The following is a 17146-nucleotide window of genomic DNA, read 5'->3' on the forward strand; positions in this document are numbered from 1 at the left end:
CCGCTGGGCGGCGTGCGACCGGCCGGGGAAGCTCGCGGTCGCCGCCCAGCGGCGCCACTGCGCTCGCCGCTAAGCGGACTCTCGCACCACCAGTTTGGTGGGAAGGATCTGGAGCGCTTCGACCTCGTGACCCTCCAAGAGCCGCAGCATGGTCCGGGCCATGGTGCGGCCGATCTCCGCGATCGGCTGCCGCACCGTCGTCAACGGCGGATCGCAGTACGTCGCCAGCGCGATGTCGTCGAACCCGACCACCGCCACGTCGCCCGGCACGCTCCGGCCCGCTTCGCGCAGCGCCTGGAGCGCGCCGTGGGCCATGAGGTCCGAGGCCACGAACACCGCGTCGAGGTCCGGTTCGTCCGCGAGCAGCTGCCGCATCCCCGCGTGTCCCGATTCGGCCGTGAAGTCGCCGACCGCGACGATCGCGCGACGGTCCGCGTCCGCGAGCGCCTGCCGGTACCCGTCCAGGCGCGCGCGCCCCGCGACCATGTCCTGCGGTCCGGCCACCGTCGCGATCCGCTTGCGGCCCTTGGCCAGCAGGAACTCCACCGCGGCGCGCACACCGCCGACATGGTCGACGTCGATGCAGGGCGCGGCCAGGTGGGGCAGGCCGTTGCACACCACCGGCACGCCGCGCCGCATCATCAGCTCGGGCAGGAGGTCGGCGTCGTGCAGCGAGGCGAACATGACCCCGTCGACGTGCCCGCCCACTGCGTACCGCTCGGCTCGCGAGCGCGCCTCCGCCGAACCGGTCGTCAGGAGCACCAGGAGCTTGCCCGCCGCGTCGAGCTCCGTGGCCACGCCGCGGATCACGCTCGGGAAGAACTGGTCGTCCGAGAAGACCCGGTTCGGCGACTCGGGGAGGATGAGCGCCACCGAATCGGTCCGGTGGGTCACCAGGGACCGCGCGGCGGCGTGCGGGACGTAGCCGAGCTCGGCCGCCGCGGCCTCCACGGCCCGCCGCAAGTCCTCCGCGACCGTGGTCTGCCCGTTGACGACCCGTGAGACCGTCGCACGCGACACGCCCGCCCGCTCGGCGACCGCCTCCAGCGTGGGCCGGCCGGTGCCGGGACTCCGCACCGGCCCGCCGCCGGGCACCGCCTCCGCTCGCCGCATGCCTTCCGCCTCCGTACCTCTCAGCCCTTGACCGCGCCCTGCATGATCCCGCTGATCATGTACTTGCCCAAGAGCGCGAACACCGCCAGCAGAGGAAGCGTAGCCAGCATCGTCCCGGTCAGCACCAACGACTGGTCGGTGACATAGCCGCCGCTGAGCGTCGACAGCGCCACCTGCACGGTCTGCCGCTCGGGGCTCGACAGCACGATGAGCGGCCAGAAGTAGTCGTTCCAGGAGGTCAGGAACGTGAGCACGCCGAGCACGACCGCAGCGGGCCGGGCGGCGGGCATGACGATCTGCCAGAAGATCCGGAACGTCGAGGCGCCGTCCATCCTGGCCGATTCGATGAGCGAACCGGGCAGCGCACCGCGCAGGTACTGGGTCATGAAGAAGACCCCGAACGCGCTCACCAGCCCCGGCGCGATCACCGCCCACAGCGTGTCCGTCCACTCCAGCTCGATCATGAGCATGAACAGCGGGATCACGCCCAACTGCACCGGCACCATCATCGTCGCGACCACCGACACCAGCAGCACCTTGGCGCCCTTGAACTCCAGTTTCGCGAACGCGAACCCGGCGAGCGTCGAGAAGAACACCACCGACGCCGTCACCGAAGCGCTGACGAGCACCGAGTTCCACAGCGCCGTACCGAAAGGCACCGTGGCGAAGACCCGCTCGACGTTCGCGGCGAGATTCGCCCCGGGCAGGACCGGCGGCGGGACCTGCGCGAGCGCCGAGTTGTCGCGCGAAGCCACTACGAGGCTGTAGTAGAGCGGGAAGCCCGAGAAGAACAGCACCGCGACCAGCGTGAGGTAGACGAGGCGGCCGGGCTGCTCGCGCAGGGCCCGCAGCCGCGCTCGTGCCCGACGGCCCGGCCGGCCCGGCAAGGCTGTGCGGTCGGCCCGTCGGGGGTCTGCGGCGGCGGGGGAGGACGTCGGCGCGGCGGCGAGGTCGGGGCGGGTCATGAATCGCTCCTGATGCGGCGGATGAAGAGGTAGTTGAGGAGGGCGACGATGACGATGACGAGGAACATCGTCCATGCGACCGCGGAGGCGTAGCCGAATGCGAAACCGCGGTTGAAGCCGTGCTCGTACAGGTAGAGCGTGAGCGTCTGGAACTGCCTCGAGGCGCCGCCGGTGACGCCGTTCGGTCCTCCGCCGCCGAAGAGCTGCGGTTCGGCGAAGATCTGCAGCCCGTAGATGGTCGAGACGATCACGGTGAACACGATGGTGGGCCGGATCATCGGGACCGTGACGTGGAACAGCTGCTGCATCCGCGAAGCGCCGTCGAGATGGGCGGCCTCGTAGACCTCGCGCGGGACGGCCTGCATCGCGGCGAGGAAGATCAGGGCGTTGTAGCCGGTCCACTTCCACGCCACCATCACCGCGATGGCGATATGTGACGTGGCACTGCCGGACTGCCAGTCGACGCGCCCGGCTCCGAGCGATTCGAGCACCCAGTTGACGAGCCCGAAGTCGCGGCCGAACAGCTGGCTGAAGATGACGGCGACGGCCACCACGGAGGCGACGTTCGGCAGCAGCATCCCCATGCGCCAGAACGTCTGCCCGCGCAGGCGCAGCGTCAGCAGGTGCGCCAGGAGCAGGGCGGCCAGCAGCTGCGGCACCGTGGCGAGCAGCAGGATGGAAAGCGTGTTGCCCAGGGCGTTCCAGAAGTACGGGTCGCTCAGGAGCGTCTGGTAGTTGCCGAGCCCGAGGAACGCGTGCTCGTCGGAGAGCAGGCTCCACTCGTGTGTGGACACCCAGGCCGTGTAGGCGAGCGGGAAGAGCCCGAACGCGGCGAAGAGCGCGAAGAACGGGGCGATGTACAGGTACGGCGAGGCTTTGAGGTCCAAGCGGTACCGCAGGTGCTGGAAGCGCCCTGCGGGGCGCTCGGGTCCTGCGGTGGGGGAGGACCGTCCAGTGGGGTCGGCGGTGCTCTTGGCGGCGATGGTCATCGGGTCGCTTTCAGGATCGTCGGAAGCGGAAGCGGAAGCGGAAGCGGAAGCGGAAGCGGAAGCGGAAGCGGGACCGGCCGGGCGCGGGCGGTGCGCCCGGCCGGTCCCGCCTCCTTTGGGGGGCTAGAACGATTCGAGGTCGCCGAGGACCTGGCTCCAGGCCTCCTCGGGCGTCTGGCTGCCGTCCTCGATGCGGCCGAGTCCCTGGCCGATCGTCGCGAGCACGTCGCCCTGGAGCGGTCCCTGGTACTGCGGCTCGACGGCCTGGGCCGCCGCGGTGAAGATCTGCCCCACGGGTGCGTCGTTGAAGTAGGCCTTCGTCAGTCCCGTGAGCGCCTCGTTCTCGTACAGCTCCGGTGCGGACGGGAAGTTCCCGGTCGCCTCGAACACCTTGAGCTGCTGCTCAGGGGCGGTGAGCCATTCGATGAACGCGTATGCCTCCTCGGGGTGCTCCCCCTGCGAGGGCAGCACGAGGTGCGAGCCGCCCATGTTCCCGGCGCCGCCGGGCACGGTGGCGATGTCCCACAGCCCGGCCGAATCGGGCGCGTTCGTCTCGATGTACGAGGTCATCCACGCCGGGCAGATGATGGTGGCGAAGGTGCCCTCGCTGAAGCCCGCGTTCCATTCGGGCGTCCAGGCCTGGAGCCGGTTCGACATGCCCGCCTCGATCGCCTCCACGGTCAGGTCCCATGCCTGGCCGATCGCGGGGTTGGACTCGACGACGAGGTTGTCCTCGCGGTCGTAGACGCCCTCGTCGGCCTGCTCGACCATGGCGCGGAACATGTTCCCCGAGGACTCGAAGAAGTACCCGCCGCCGGTGGCCGCCGAGTACTGGCGGCCCACGTCCACATAGTCCTCCCACGACGCGGCCCACAGCGCCGAGACCTCGTCGCGTTCCACCGGCAGTCCGGCCTGCTCGAAGAGGTCGCGGCGGTAGCACATGGCCATGCCGCCGACGTCGGTGCCGAGGCCGATCAGGGATTCGCCGTCCTTGGACAGGGCCTGCTGCCACTTCCATTCCAGCCATTGGCCTTCGAGGTCGTCGGCGCCGAGTTCCAGCAGGTTGTGGAAGCGGTCGGGCTGGGAAGTGTACTGCGAGATGTAGCCGACCTCGACGGCTTCGATGTCGGCGGTGCCCGAGCCGGTGGCGAGGTGGGTGGTGAGGTTGGTGTGGTGGTCGGCGAACTCGGCGATGCGCTCCTCGAACTCGATCTCGGGGTGCAGCTTCGTGTACTCCTCGTAGAGGGGCCCGAATCCGAAGTCGCCGAACAGGCCGACGCTGAGGGTGATCTTGCCGTCGTCGTCCCCGCCGCCGGAGCAGGCGGCGGTCAAGGCGAGCGCCGCCGCGGCGGCAGCCGCCATGGCGGTGCGGATCGGTCTGGTGTTCATCGGTGGTTCTCCACTCCGGGTGGTGAGGGATCCGCTGCCCGGTCGGGCAGCGGGCGGCGGCACGCGGCCGCCGTGGCGATAGGGCGTGGCTCCGGGCCAGCTTCAAGAGAGCGCTCTCTGCTCCGGATTGCGGGCCCCGAAGCCGAGCGGTGCGCTTCAGGGCCTTGGAAGGTCGAGCCGACCGGTGCCGGCATCGATTTCGGTACGTCACGCGTGACATGTGATGTGCCACCGCTTTGGGGGAGTGGCGGAGCGGCGCGGCCGTGTGGAAGGACGGCGCGGCCGCGCCGATCGGATCAGTGCCTGAAGTGGAACTCCTGCACGGACACGAAGTCCTGCGGCTGGCCCGAGGTGAAGGTGAGGAACACGTCGTGGGTGCCGGTCACCGAGGCCACGTTGCCGGGCACGTCCCGCCAGGAGGTCCAGCCGCCGGTGTTCGCGATCGCGAACGAGCCGATCGGATTGGCGGTGGCCGAGTCGATCCGGACCTCGACGAGACCGCTCACCCCGCCTCCGGCACCCGAGGCGACCCGGGCGACGAAGTCCACCGGACTCGTCGACCCGAAGTCCACATCGTCATAGCGGGCCCAGTCGCCGTTGCCGAGCGGCCCGATCGACGAGCCTCCGGCCGTGGCGCCCGAGGAGGCGTCGAACGACGCCGCCGCGATCGACGCGAACGCGTCGCGCTCCCCGCCGGGGCCGCCGGTCGTCGGCGGATCGGTCGGCTCGCCGGTGCCGCCCCCGCCCGCGGTGAACACCCGCACGTAGTCGACGAGCATCGAATGCCCCGGCTCCGTCGCGGCCGTCGGCGTCGCCTGCCCCGACACGCCGTCGGGGAACGCCCCGCCGATCGCGAGATTGAGCAGCAGGAAGTACCCGGCGTGGTCGGTCATCTGCGCCCACGTGTCCGCCGGCAGGTCGCCCTCGTCGATGGTGTGGAACAGCGTCCCGTCCACGTACCAGCGCAGCTGGCCCGCCGCGCCCGACTCGTCCCACTCCATGCCGTAGGTGTGGAAGCCGCTGTGGCACGAACCGCCGCAGTAGGTCTGCCCGGCGAGCCCGTTGAACTCGTTGCAGGGCCCGCCCGGCGCCACACCGCAGTGGAGCGTCCCGAACGTCCAGTCCAGACCGTTCACGTTCTCCATGAAGTCGATCTCGCCGATGCCCGGCCAGTTCCAGTGGTTGCCGCGGAACGGCGCGCCCATGGACCAGAACGCGGGCCAGTATCCGAGCGCCGCCTCACCGTTCACCTGCGGCAGCTGGAGCCGTCCCTCGACTTTCAGCGTCCCGCCCGGCGGCGGCTTGAAGTCGGCCCGGACGGTCTCGATCCGCGCCGAGGTCCACTGCCCGGCGGCGTCGCGCAGCGCGGTGATCTCGAGGTTCCCGCTGCCGTCCATGGAGACGTTCGCCGGGTCGTTCGTGTGGGCGGCGATCTCGCCGGTGCCCCAGTTGCCGGGCCCGCCGGGGTAGCCGTGCCCGAGGTCGTAGATCCAGTTCGCGGTCGAGGGCTGCGATCCGGCCGAGCCGTTGAACTCGTCGGACCAGACCAGGTCCCAGGTCTGCGCGGCCTCGGGGCCTTCCTGGGCGCCGGCTTCGGCGATGGTGAGGCCCGCCGCAGCGAGCACGGCCGCTCCCGCGGTGGCGGCGGCGACGGCTCGGACGAGCCTTCGCGGTGCAAGTCGGCGGCGGGGTGGATGCTGTCGTTCGGAGGTCTGCGCTTGTGCCATGACGGCTCCTTTGCCGAGGGTTCGAGAGATCGCTCTCTCAGATCTGATCTGGATGCAGATTGATCTTGAGAGAGCGCTCTCTCAGTCGGTTCAGAGCTCATTCCTACCGAACAAATCGGTACATGTCAATGGGTCGTGGCCCAACCGTTATCGGCCGAGCCGCGGGTAAGCCCTTGCAGCGCTTGGTTAACGATCACCTCGAAGGCGTGGCGGTTCAGCGTGCGCCTTCGTCGCCCTCGGTCTGCGGCGGCTGCCGCGCCTCCCGCGACCGCCGCTGCAGATCGTCGAGCCGCGCCTGCCGCTCGTGCCGCAGCCGCTCCAGGCGCCGCTGCCGCTCGCGCCGCTCCTCGGGCGACTCCGTGCCGCCGAGCATCCGCTTCTCGAGCCACTCCACGTGCTCGGCGTGCGCCGCGGCGTTGATCGCCCGGACGTCCTGGTAGGTGCCCCGCAGCGACTCCATCCGCTTGAGCGCGTCGTGGCACTGCGCCAGCAGGATCTCGATGTCGGCGTTCTCGGCCGGGTCGGCGTCCTCGCGACGCGCCTCGAGCCACGCGATGCCCTCCCGCAGCTTCTCGCGGGCCTTGAGGTTGTGCATCGCCAGGTCCTCGACGAGTCGGTCGGTCGTCTCGAGGAAGCTCAGGTGAGGATCGGGGCGGTCGTCGGTGCCCATGGGGGCCGTCCTTCCACGAGGAGGTGCCTCTACCCCCTCTACCATACGGGCGCGGCTACGATCATCCTTCACCGCGCGACCGATTCACCCCGAAGTCTGAGGCCCAGTGGAACCCATCGAGACCGTCATCGACACCCTCACCCGGACCCAGGACGCTCCCCCCGTCTGGGTCATGCTCGCCTGCCTGGCCGCCGCGGCCGCCGCCGTCCTCTACACGCCCGTGTGGCGCTGGTCCCGCGGCCTCGTCACCATCGCCCACGAAGGCGGCCATGCGTTCATGGCGGTCCTCATGCGCCGCCGCCTCACCGGCATCCGCCTGCACGCCGACACCTCGGGCCTGACGTTCTCGCGCGGCAGGCCCACCGGATTCGGCGCCGCCATGACCCTCTTCGCCGGCTACATCGCCCCCGCCGCCCTCGGTCTCCTCGCCGCGGGACTCACCGGCGCCGGGCGCATCGTCCTGCTCCTGTGGATCACGCTGGTGCTCCTGGCGGTCATGCTCGTCTTCATCCGCAACTGGTACGGCGCGCTCGCGCTCATCGTGGTCGGGGCGGGCGTCTTCGCCGCCACCTGGTACGGCAACGCGATCGTGCAGACCGTCGCCGCCTACGTGGGCGCCTGGCTGCTGCTGCTCGGGTCGGTGAAGCCGGTGCTGGAACTCGGCTCGCGCCGCCGGGGCAGGCGCGGCTCGGGCCAGTCGGACGCCGACCAGCTCGCGGGGATCACCCCGCTGCCCGCCGGCGGCTGGATCTTCCTGTTCGCCCTCGCGACCATCGCGGCCGCGCTGTGGGGCACCTACATGCTGCTGCCCGCCGACGAATGGCTCGCCGCCCTCTAGCGTCCGCTTCGGGAACGGCGCCGATTCAGCGCAGATGCCGCTTGGTCTTCGCGGTCGGCGCCACCGAGTACGGGTCCTCCGGCCACGGGTGCTTGGGGTATCGGCCGCGCATCTCCTTGCGCACCTCCCGGTAGGGCCCTTCCCAGAACGACCTGAGGTCGGCGGTCACCGCGAGCGGCCGCCCGGCGGGGCTGAGGAGGTGCAGGACCACCGGCACGCCCGCGACGCGCGGGGTGTCGACGGCGCCGAACATCTCCTGGAGCTTGACGGCGAGCACCGGCGTCTCACCGGAATAGTCGACGCGGGCCTCGCGTCCTGAGGGGACCGCGAGCGCCTCCGGAGCGGTCTCGTCGATGCCGGCCTGCCACGGCAGCAGGTTCCGCAGCGCCTGGCCGACCGGGATGCGCTCCACATCGGATCGGCGCCTCGCCCGGGGCCACCACGGCTCCAGCCAGTCGGTGCCCGCCGTGAGCGCCGCGTCCGAGACGTCGGCCCACGGTTCGCCGAGCGCTCGGTGGCAGAACGCCATGCGCTCGCGCAGCCGCTTCGACTCCTCCGACCAGCGCAGCAGGCCGAGGCCTTCGCGGCGCAGCCCTTCGGCGAGCGCCGCCGCCACGAGCGCCGGATCGGGCTGGCGCAGCGGCTCCGAGGAGATCTCGATCGCCCCGAGCGACCGCACGCGGCGCGCGGCCACGTCCCGGCGCTCGCCGTCCCACTCGACGCGCTCGCCCGCGCTGTCGCCAACCAGCTCGCAGGCGAGCTCGCCGTCGATCGGGACGGCGGCCCGGATGAGGGCGGCGGCGCGGCCGGGGGAGCGGTCGGCGTCGGCGATGGCGAGCCACGGGCTTCCGGCGAGCGAGGAGCCCTCGGCGGCGACCGCGCCCGTGCCGGCGACGGTCCGCCACTGCCCGGCGCTCAGCGCCGCGCCCATCCGGTTCGGGTCGGCCCCTCGGCCCCGGATCGGCGTGAACGCCGCTCCCCCTTGGCTTTTGGCGACGCGCTCGGGAAAGGCCAGGGCGATGACGGTGGCGGCGGCCTCGTCGTCGGCGACCGCGAATCGGCGCGCACCACCGGATCGCGACGCGGCCGCACCGGCTGGCGGGCTTCCGTTCGCCGCAACGGTGTCCGGGCTCCGCTCGGTGCCTGCGTCGCGCGCGCTCGACAGCGCTCGCTTCAGGCGTTTGACCTCGGACTCCCACTGCCGGTCCCTGCTGGTGCGCAGCTGGCGCCACTGCGCGAGGAGGTCGTCGCCTCTGGCGCGGCGGTCGAGGTTCAGGAGCGCGGCGACCTCCGCGGCCTTCTCCGCGCCGACGCGTTCCGCGCCGTCGACCAGCGCGCGGGCCAGTCGCGGCGGGACGCCCATCCGGGCGAGGGCACGGCCCCGCGCGGTCGCCATGCCGTCGGTGTCGATGGCGCCCAAGGCGCGGAGGGTCGTCTCGGCGGCCTCGAGCGCGCCCGCGGGCGGTGGGCCCGGCAACGCCAGGTCCTCGACGGGGGTGCCCCAGCAGGCGGCCTGGAGGCGGAACGCGGTGAGGTCGGAGCAGGCGATGTCCGGGGCGGGCTGGGCGGCGCGGCGGGCGTGCTCGGCTTCGCTCCAGCACCGCCAGACCGCGCCGGGGCCTTCGCGTCCGGCGCGGCCCGCGCGCTGGTCGGCGGAGGCGCGTGAGGCGTAGGCCGTGGTCAGGCCCGGCAGGCCGCGCGCGTGGTCGATGAGGGGCCTGCGGGCGAGTCCGGCGTCGACCACGATCCGCACCCCGGGCACGGTGAGGCTGGATTCGGCGATGTCGGTGGCGAGGACGACCCGGCGGCGATCCCCTGCGCGCATGGCACGGTCCTGTTCGGACGACGAGACCGAGCCGTGCAATTGATATATATCGACTCCGAGGTTTTCGGAAGTCAAGTGGGACAGCCGCTCGGCGACGCGACGGATCTCGGCGGCGCCGGGGAGGAAGACCAGGAGGTCGCCGTCTCCCGCGTCGAGGGCCCGTTCGGCGGTGTGGGCGACGTGCGCGAGGAATCGGGGGTCGACGCGCATTCCGTCGGGTGCGTTGACACGCTCCCTCGTTGGGGCCCAGTGCATCTCGACGGGGTGGCGCATCGGTTCGGAGCTCACGGCGGGCGCGGGGGCGTGCTCGGTGCCGAGGAGGGCGGTCCAGAGGGTGACGTCGGCGGTGGCGGAGGCGGCCACGAGGCCGAGGTCGGGGCGCAGGATCTGGCGGGTCTCGGCGAGGAACGCGCAGGCGGTGTCCGTCTCGAGGTGGCGTTCGTGGCATTCGTCGAGCATGACGAGGTCGACGCCGGGGAGTTCGGGGTCGGCGATGAGCCGGTTGAGAAGGACCCCGGTCGTCACGACCTCGACGCGGGTGGCGGCGGACCGGCGGGCTTCGCCCCGGATCTGGTAGCCGACCCGACCGCCGACCTGCTCGCCGAGGATCGCGGCCATGCGCGTGGCGGCGGCCCAGGTGGCGAGGCGCCGCGGCTCGGCCACCAGGACGCGCCGCTGTGGCATATCACGTGTCACACGTGACGCGGCATCGCCGGCGGGAACGTCCTCTCCGGGTATGAGCCCGGCGAGGGCGAGCGGAGCGAGCGTGGTCTTGCCGGTGCCGGGCGGCGCGGCGAGCACCGCGGTCCCGGTGCGCGCCACGGCTTCCAGGAGCGCGGGCAGGGCTTCGCGGATCGGCAGCTCGGGCAGCGCGGGCGGTTGCGGCATGACGACCATTCTCGCCGAGGCCCTGCGGGTGCGGCGACCGGACGAGGTGAGGGCGCGCAGGCCGGGTCGGCTCGGGGCCGAATACGGCGAGGGCGGCGACCGCGATGCGGTCGCCGCCCTCGCTCACGGCTCAGCCGGCCTGCTGGTTGCCGTCCGGGCAGGATTCGTCGTTTGCGACGTAGCTCAACTCGATCGCGGTCTCGTACCCGACCTCGGTGCCGCCTTCAGGGTCCTGGTAGAGCACCTCGCAGGTGTCGAACTCGCCGGTCTCGGTGGAGGTCGGCACCGCAGTCACGTCGGTGAAGCCCTGGCTCGCGAGCTCGTCCATGGCGTCGCTGACATTCTGACCGGTGAAGTCGTCCATCTCGACGAGCTGCGGCTCCTCCTCGGAGGTCTGGTCGTCGGAGTTGTCCTCGTCGTCGCCGTCGCCGTGGTTGTCGGAGTCGCCCTCTCCGGAGTCGCCGCCCGAGTCGTCGCTGGTCTCCTCGGCGGCCTCGGTCTGCTCCGCCGACGTCTCGGCCTGCGACGTGGCGCCGGTGTCCTCGCCACCGGTCAGGTCCTTGTCGTCGTCGGACTGGTCCCACGGCTTCAGCAGGAACAGGGCGACGAGGATGACCGCGATGCCCGCCACGACCACCAGGATCGGCCCGGTCGGATTCCGCTTGGGCTGCTCGGCCTCGCGCGGGGGCGGCAGCGGGCGCTCGGGCGCGCCGCCGGTCCGGTACTGGCCGGTCCCGGGCGAGCCGTACTCGTCGTGCTGCACCGGCTGCGCCGAGGTGTGCGCGGGTGCGACGCCCGCGGCCATCGCCGGGGCCATGCCCGGCGTCATGACCTGGGTCGACTGCGGCGACGGGCCGGACTGGTACGGGCTCGGCGAGGGAGCGAGGATCGTCGTCGTGCCGCCGCCCATGCCGCCGGACTTGCAGACCTGCGCGAGCTCGGCCGCCGAGGCGAATCGCTGGCGCGGGTCCTTCGCGAGGCATCGCATGATGATCTGCGCGACCGGCCCGGGGACGTCGGGAGGGAGCGGCCCGGGCTGGCCGGTGAGGTGGCCGGCGATCGCGGCGGTCGGCTCGTTGCCCGCGAACGGGGGCCGTCCGGCGAGGCATTCGTACGCGACGATGCCCAGCGAGTAGAGGTCGGTCGCGCCGGTGAGCTGCGCGCCCTGGAGCTGCTCGGGGGAGGCGTAGGCGAGGGTGCCCATGACGGTGCCGGTCTCGGTCAGCCCCGCGCCGCCCTTGGCGGCGGCGATGCCGAAGTCGACGATCTTGACGCCGCCGTCGGAGTCGACGAGCAGGTTCCCCGGCTTGATGTCGCGGTGGATGATGTGGGCCTGGTGGGCCACGTCGAGGGCCTCGGCCGCCGAGGCCATGATCTTCAGCGTCTCGTTGGGGGACAGGCGCCCCCGCTGGCGCAGCACGTTGTCGAGTGCCTGGCCGCGCACGAGCTCCATGATGAGGTACGAGACCAGCCCCTCGGGGGCGTGCTCCTCGCCGTAGTCGTAGAGGCTGACGATCCCGGGCGACTGGAGCTGGGCGACGGCCTGCGCCTCCTGGTGGAAGCGGGCGCGGAACCGGTCGTTGCCGGACAGTCCTGAATGGAGCAATTTAACGGCGACCGTGCGGTTGAGCCGGGTGTCGGTGCCTCGCCACACCGCGCCCATGCCGCCCGCGGCCAGACGCTGTTCTAGGCGGTAACGGCCAGCGATCAGGTTCCCGGGTTCCACCCTCGGCCTCGCTTCTGATTCAGGGAGCAGGGGACGTGGGAGAGCTTAGTCGGCAGGCCCCGGACCGCCCGAGGGCGCCCGGGAGCTGCCGGGTTCGATCGGCACAGCCCGAATGTGTGACATGTGATATGGCACTGCTCGGTCGGTTCGGGCCGATCGCGATCGGCCCGAAGCACCTACTGCGCGTCGTCGGCCGGCTCCAGGGTCAGGCTGATCGAGTTGATGCAGAAGCGGGCGTCGTCGGGGTTGTCCCAGCCCTCGCCGTAGAACACGTGGCCCAGGTGCGAATCGCAGTTGGCGCAGCGCACCTCGGTGCGGCGCATGCCGAGGCTGTCGTCCTCCAGGAGCCGCACGCGGTCCCCGGCCATGGGCGTCCAGAAGGAGGGCCACCCGCAGCGGGAGTCGAACTTCGTGTCGGAGGCGAACAGCTCGGCGCCGCACGCGCGGCACCGGTAGACGCCCCGGCGCTTCTCATCGACGTACTCGCCAGTCCACGGCGCCTCGGTGCCGCCCTGGCGCAGCACCTTGTACTCGTCGCGGCTGAGCTGCTCGCGCCACTGCGCGTCGGTCTTGCGGTCCTCGGCCATGCTCCAAGTGTAGGAGCAGCGCGCGCCGTCTCGTCTCGCCCGGGCGGGGCGCACCCCGATCGGGGAGCGGGCCCAGGACCGCGCGCCACCTCCCGGCAGCGGGCATGTGTTGGATCGACGGGCCGACAGCGCAGCGAGCGGGCGGTCCGATCCGCGGGACCTGCTTACCACTGCCGTTGCGGCACGGAGGCGCCCGAGCCCGCGTCGCCCTCCCGGCGGGCCGCTAGGATCGTGCCCATGCGGTACCTCCTTGGCGACTACACCACTGAAGGCGGCCCGGGCCTCGTCGTGGCCGGCCCCGACGGACTCGGCGCGGCGGCGGCGGTGGTCAACCCGACGTGGGTCCACGTCGGCCCCGAAGCGGTCTACACCCTCACCCACACCGAGCCCGGCTTCGCCGCGGCCTGGCGCCTCGGAGAGGACTTCACCCTCGACCGGGCCGGCCAGGGACAGTCCACCGGCGGCGACAACCCCTGCCACGGCACCGTCGACCCGAGCGGGCGCTGGCTGCTGGTCGCCAACTACGGCGACGGCGACGGGGGCGGCTCCGTCGCGGTCCTGCCGATCGGCGAGGACGGCACGCTGGGCGAGGCGACCGACGTCTTCAAGTTCTCGGGCTCGGGCCCCGACGCGGATCGCCAGACCGGGCCGCACGCGCACCAAGTGGTATGTCACATGGGACGCGTCCTGGCCGTCGATCTGGGCACGGACCGTATCCACGCGTTCGACCTCGGCGAGGACGGCAAGCTCGTCCCGGCGGCGACCACCGTGCTCGAGCCGGGCTTCGGGCCGCGGCACCTGGCCTTCCTCGGCGACCGCGCGATCGTGGTGGGGGAGTTGGCGAACGCCGTGGCCGTCGGGACCTTCGACGAGCGCGCGGCCACGTTCGCCTTCCGGGCCCCGGTCGCCCTGCCGGGCGGCGAGGTCGCGGACTTCGCGGCCCTGCCGGACATCGGCCTTGACGAGGAGACGCCCCGCCCGCTTCCGGCGGCCGTGGTCCCCGACCCCGAACGAGGCCTGGTGTACGTCACGGTGCGCGGCCCCGACCAGGTCGCCACCGTCGATCCCGCCGACGGCTCGCTCGTGCGCTCGGTCCCGGTAGGCGGCGCCTGGCCCCGCGATGCCGTGCTCACCGCCGACGGCACGCTGCTGGTGGCCTGCCAGCACTCCGGCGCCGTCACCCGGGTCGACCCGACCGGTGCGGCCGAGCCCGTCACCGAGTGGTCCGTCCCCGGCGCCACCTGCGTGGCCCCGCTCACATAAATCGTTCCGACCAGGCAAATTTGCGCCGCCTGCAAAATTTCTTCATTTGCATCTTGTGAACATGAGTAACCTCCACTAGGGTTGCTCTCATGGCCGACCAGACCGGACTCCGCGAACGCAAGAAGGCCGCCACCAAGGCGGCCCTCTCCGCAGCGACCTTCCGTCTCGCGGTCACCAAGAAGGGCCTCGGGAGCGTCACGGCCGACGAGATCGCCGCCGAGGCCGGCGTCTCGACCCGCACCTTCCACAACTACTTCCCCTCGAAGGAAGCCGCGCTCCTGCACGACTTCAACGAGACCACGAACGCACTGCTCGCCGACCTGCGCGAACGGGCCAAGACCCAGCCGATCTGGGACGCGATCCGCGACGCCGGCATCGCCATGCACCTCGACGAGAAGTTCGACCTCGAGATGATGCGCTGCCGCGAGCAGCTCATCCACGACTCTCCCTCGCTCATCAAAGAGCAGTCGGGCCAGTTCATGGCCCTGTTCACCGAAGCGATCGGGATCGTCGCAGAAGCCACCGGCACCGCCGTCACCGACCTCTACCCGCGTCTCGTGCTCGGCAGCGCCCTGGTCTGCATCAAGACCACCACCGAGCACTGGCTCTCCGAGCCCGGCGAACGCACCCTCGCCGAGGCGATCACCGAGGGCTTCGCCGTCCTCGAACACGGCATCACCAAGCCGCCCTCCGCACCCGGGAACTGAAACCGCCCGGGTCAGAGACGACAACTGAAGAGAAGGCACTACCAGGAAACCCCACCGCCGACGACCTCGTCGGCGAACACCACCCGAGCCGACCGGCTCCGCCGCCGCACACCCACTGCCGTCCTTGCGACGCAGCGCGGACGGCGGAGCCGGAAGGCGAACCCTGTAAGGAGCACCCAGCGTGGCCACCTTCCTCTACCGTCTCGGCAGAGGGTCCTTCAGACTGCGATGGCTCGTCCTCGTCGTCTGGGTCCTCATCGTCGGCGGCGTCGGCGCCGCGGCGGCGACCATGCAGCAGGAGACGAACCCCGAGTTCGTCCTCCCCGGCACCGAATCCCAGGAGGCCTTCGACCTCCTCGAAGAACGCTTCCCCGAGGCGAGCGCGGACGGCGGCAGCGCCCAGATCGTGTTCGAATCCGAGACCGGCGAACCGCTCACCTCCGAGGCCAACAAGGCCGCCATCGAGGACCTCGCGGCCGTCATGCAGGACTCGCCGCAGATCGCCGCGGTCACCAGCCCGTTCGCGACCGACGAAGCCGGCAACCCGATCGGCATGATCTCCGCCGACGGCCAGAACATCGCCGTCATGCAGGTCACCTACGCCGAACCCTCCATGGAGCTCGACGAGGCCACCGTGGACTACCTCCAAGAGGCCGTAGCCGACACTGAAGACGCCGGCGTGCGCGTCGAGGTCGGCGGCGACGTCCTCCAGGCGATGCCCGAGACCGGCGCCACCGAGCTCATCGGCATCGGCGTCGCCCTGGTCGTCCTCGTCATCACCTTCGGCGCCCTCCTCGCGGCGGGCCTGCCGATCATCACCGCCGTCCTCGGCGTCATGCTCACCACCGCCGGCATCCTCGCCGCGACCTCCTTCATGAACGTCAGCGAATCCACCGGCACGCTGGCCTCCATGATCGGCCTCGCCGTCGGCATCGACTACGCGCTGTTCATCCTCTCGCGCTACCGCGGCGAACTCGCCAAGGACGGCCGCGTCGAAGACAAGCGCGCCCGCGCCGAGGCCATGGGCCGCGCCGTCGGCACCGCCGGCTCCGCCGTGTTCTTCGCCGGCCTCACCGTCGTGATCGCGCTCCTGGGCCTGTCGGTCGTGAACATCCCGTTCCTGACCGAGATGGCCGTGGCCGCCGCCGTCACCGTCGTCATCGCCGTGCTCATCGCCGTCACCCTGCTCCCGGCCTTCGCCGGATTCGCCGGGAAGCGGATCTTCACCAGGCGGCAGCGCCGCCGCATCGCCGAGGGCCTCCACGACTCCAAGCCCAACGGCGGCAAGCGCTGGGCCGGGTTCGTCACCCGACACCCGATCCTGGTCGCCCTGGTCGGCATCGTCGGCCTCGGCACGCTCGCCTACCCGGCGCTCGACCTCGAACTGGGCCTGCCCGACGCCGGCTCGTCCAGCGAGGACACCACCCAGCGCCAGGCGTACGACCTCATCAGCGAGGGCTTCGGCGAAGGCTTCAACGGCCAGCTCCTCATCGTGGGCGACCTCGAAGACGGCGTCGACGCCATGACGGCCGCGCAGAGCATCACGGACGAGCTGAACGGCATCGACGGCATCGCCGTCGTCGGCCAGGCGATGCCGAACGCCGACATGGACACCGTCATGGTCTCCCTCATCCCGGAGACCGGCCCGTCCGACCACGCCACCAACGAGCTCGTGCACGAGATCCGCGGCGTCCTCGCCGACGACGCCGACGCCGACTGGTCCGTCACCGGCGCCACCGCGCTGAACATCGACATCTCGGACAACCTCAACGACGCGCTGCTGCCGTACATGCTCATCGTCGTCAGCCTCGCCGCGCTCATCCTGCTGCTGGTCTTCCGCTCGCTCCTCGTGCCGATCATGGCCACGCTCGGCTTCATGCTCAGCGTGTTCGCCGCACTCGGCGCGCTCGTCGCGGTCTTCCAGTGGGGCTGGATGTCGGAGCTGTTCAACGTCGACCAGCCCGGCCCGATCATGTCGATGATGCCGATCCTCATGATCGGCCTCGTCTTCGGCCTCGCCATGGACTACCAGATCTTCCTGGTCACCCGTGTCCGCGAAGCCTACGTGCACGGCGCGAATCCGAAGCAGGCCATCGTGGAGGGCTACGGCCACTCCTCGCGGGTCGTGGTCGCCGCCGCGCTCATCATGATCAGCGTCTTCGCGGCGTTCATCTTCAGCGGCGAAGCGCTCATCGCCTCGATGGGCTTCGCCCTCGCGGCCGCGGTCATCTTCGACGCCTTCGTGGTCCGCATGGCGATCATCCCCGCGATCATGGCCCTCATCGGCCGCGGCTCGTGGTGGATCCCCAAGTGGCTCAACCGGATCCTGCCGAACGTGGACGTCGAAGGCGAAAAGCTCCAAGAGCACCTCGCCAAGGACGCCCCGCACGAAGCCGAGCGCGAGCTCGTCGGAGCGTCCAAGTAGCCGATGCCTGAAGGGGACCGGGCCCGCCCCGGCC

General features: G+C 71.3%; 13 protein-coding genes. 4 read left to right on the plus strand and 9 right to left on the minus strand.

The annotated features are described in order from the left end of the window. Nucleotides 1-69: 69 nt before the first annotated feature. The 6 genes from O1R50_RS10685 to O1R50_RS10710 form a co-directional block, all read right to left on the minus strand. A complete protein-coding gene (locus O1R50_RS10685) occupies nucleotides 70-1113 on the minus strand; it encodes a LacI family DNA-binding transcriptional regulator (protein ID WP_270110006.1) in 1044 nt (347 codons plus the stop codon). Between the two features lie 20 nt (nucleotides 1114-1133). Continuing rightward, nucleotides 1134-2078 (minus strand): carbohydrate ABC transporter permease, encoded by a 945-nt coding sequence (locus tag O1R50_RS10690; protein ID WP_270110007.1) that lies wholly within the window; start codon nucleotides 2076-2078, stop codon nucleotides 1134-1136. After that, nucleotides 2075-3067, minus strand: coding sequence for a carbohydrate ABC transporter permease (locus O1R50_RS10695; protein WP_270110008.1), 993 nt, complete (start codon nucleotides 3065-3067; stop codon nucleotides 2075-2077). Before O1R50_RS10695 ends, O1R50_RS10690 begins: the two co-directional genes overlap by 4 nt. Nucleotides 3068-3190: 123 nt before the next feature. Next, nucleotides 3191-4456 (minus strand): ABC transporter substrate-binding protein, encoded by a 1266-nt coding sequence (locus O1R50_RS10700; RefSeq protein WP_270110009.1) that lies wholly within the window; start codon nucleotides 4454-4456, stop codon nucleotides 3191-3193. A gap of 296 nt (nucleotides 4457-4752) precedes the next feature. Beyond that, nucleotides 4753-6183 (minus strand): carbohydrate-binding protein, encoded by a 1431-nt coding sequence (locus tag O1R50_RS10705; RefSeq protein ID WP_270110010.1) that lies wholly within the window; start codon nucleotides 6181-6183, stop codon nucleotides 4753-4755. A 214-nt stretch (nucleotides 6184-6397) separates the two neighbouring features. Next, a complete protein-coding gene (locus tag O1R50_RS10710) occupies nucleotides 6398-6853 on the minus strand; it encodes a hypothetical protein (protein WP_270110011.1) in 456 nt (151 codons plus the stop codon). Nucleotides 6854-6959: 106 nt separating this feature from the next. Between O1R50_RS10710 and O1R50_RS10715 the strand changes: the two genes are divergently transcribed. Continuing rightward, nucleotides 6960-7691 carry a M50 family metallopeptidase gene (locus O1R50_RS10715; protein WP_270110012.1) on the plus strand — a complete coding sequence of 244 codons (732 nt, stop codon included), beginning with the start codon at nucleotides 6960-6962 and terminating at the stop codon, nucleotides 7689-7691. A gap of 25 nt (nucleotides 7692-7716) precedes the next feature. On the opposite strand, the gene hrpB is transcribed toward O1R50_RS10715, so the two are convergent. From hrpB to msrB, 3 genes are all read right to left on the minus strand, one after another. Further along, nucleotides 7717-10404, minus strand: a complete 2688-nt coding sequence (gene hrpB, locus O1R50_RS10720; RefSeq protein WP_270110013.1) for an ATP-dependent helicase HrpB — start codon at nucleotides 10402-10404, stop codon at nucleotides 7717-7719. 130 nt (nucleotides 10405-10534) lie between these two features. After that, nucleotides 10535-12130, minus strand: coding sequence for a serine/threonine protein kinase (locus tag O1R50_RS10725; RefSeq protein ID WP_270110014.1), 1596 nt, complete (start codon nucleotides 12128-12130; stop codon nucleotides 10535-10537). Between the two features lie 176 nt (nucleotides 12131-12306). Further along, nucleotides 12307-12717, minus strand: coding sequence for a peptide-methionine (R)-S-oxide reductase MsrB (gene msrB, locus O1R50_RS10730; protein WP_270110015.1), 411 nt, complete (start codon nucleotides 12715-12717; stop codon nucleotides 12307-12309). 237 nt (nucleotides 12718-12954) lie between these two features. Here msrB and O1R50_RS10735 point away from each other — a divergent pair, with 237 nt between their 5' ends. From O1R50_RS10735 to O1R50_RS10745, 3 genes are all read left to right on the plus strand, one after another. Beyond that, entirely contained in the window at nucleotides 12955-13980 is a 1026-nt protein-coding gene (locus O1R50_RS10735) for a lactonase family protein (protein WP_270110016.1), read from the plus strand. A gap of 89 nt (nucleotides 13981-14069) precedes the next feature. Next, entirely contained in the window at nucleotides 14070-14687 is a 618-nt protein-coding gene (locus O1R50_RS10740) for an acyl-CoA-like ligand-binding transcription factor (protein ID WP_270110017.1), read from the plus strand. Nucleotides 14688-14868: 181 nt separating this feature from the next. Further along, nucleotides 14869-17112 (plus strand): MMPL family transporter, encoded by a 2244-nt coding sequence (locus tag O1R50_RS10745; RefSeq protein WP_270110018.1) that lies wholly within the window; start codon nucleotides 14869-14871, stop codon nucleotides 17110-17112. The last annotated feature ends 34 nt before the right edge of the window (nucleotides 17113-17146 follow it).

Source organism: Glycomyces luteolus (genome assembly GCF_027622875.1).
Lineage (GTDB): Bacteria > Actinomycetota > Actinomycetes > Mycobacteriales > Micromonosporaceae > Glycomyces > Glycomyces luteolus.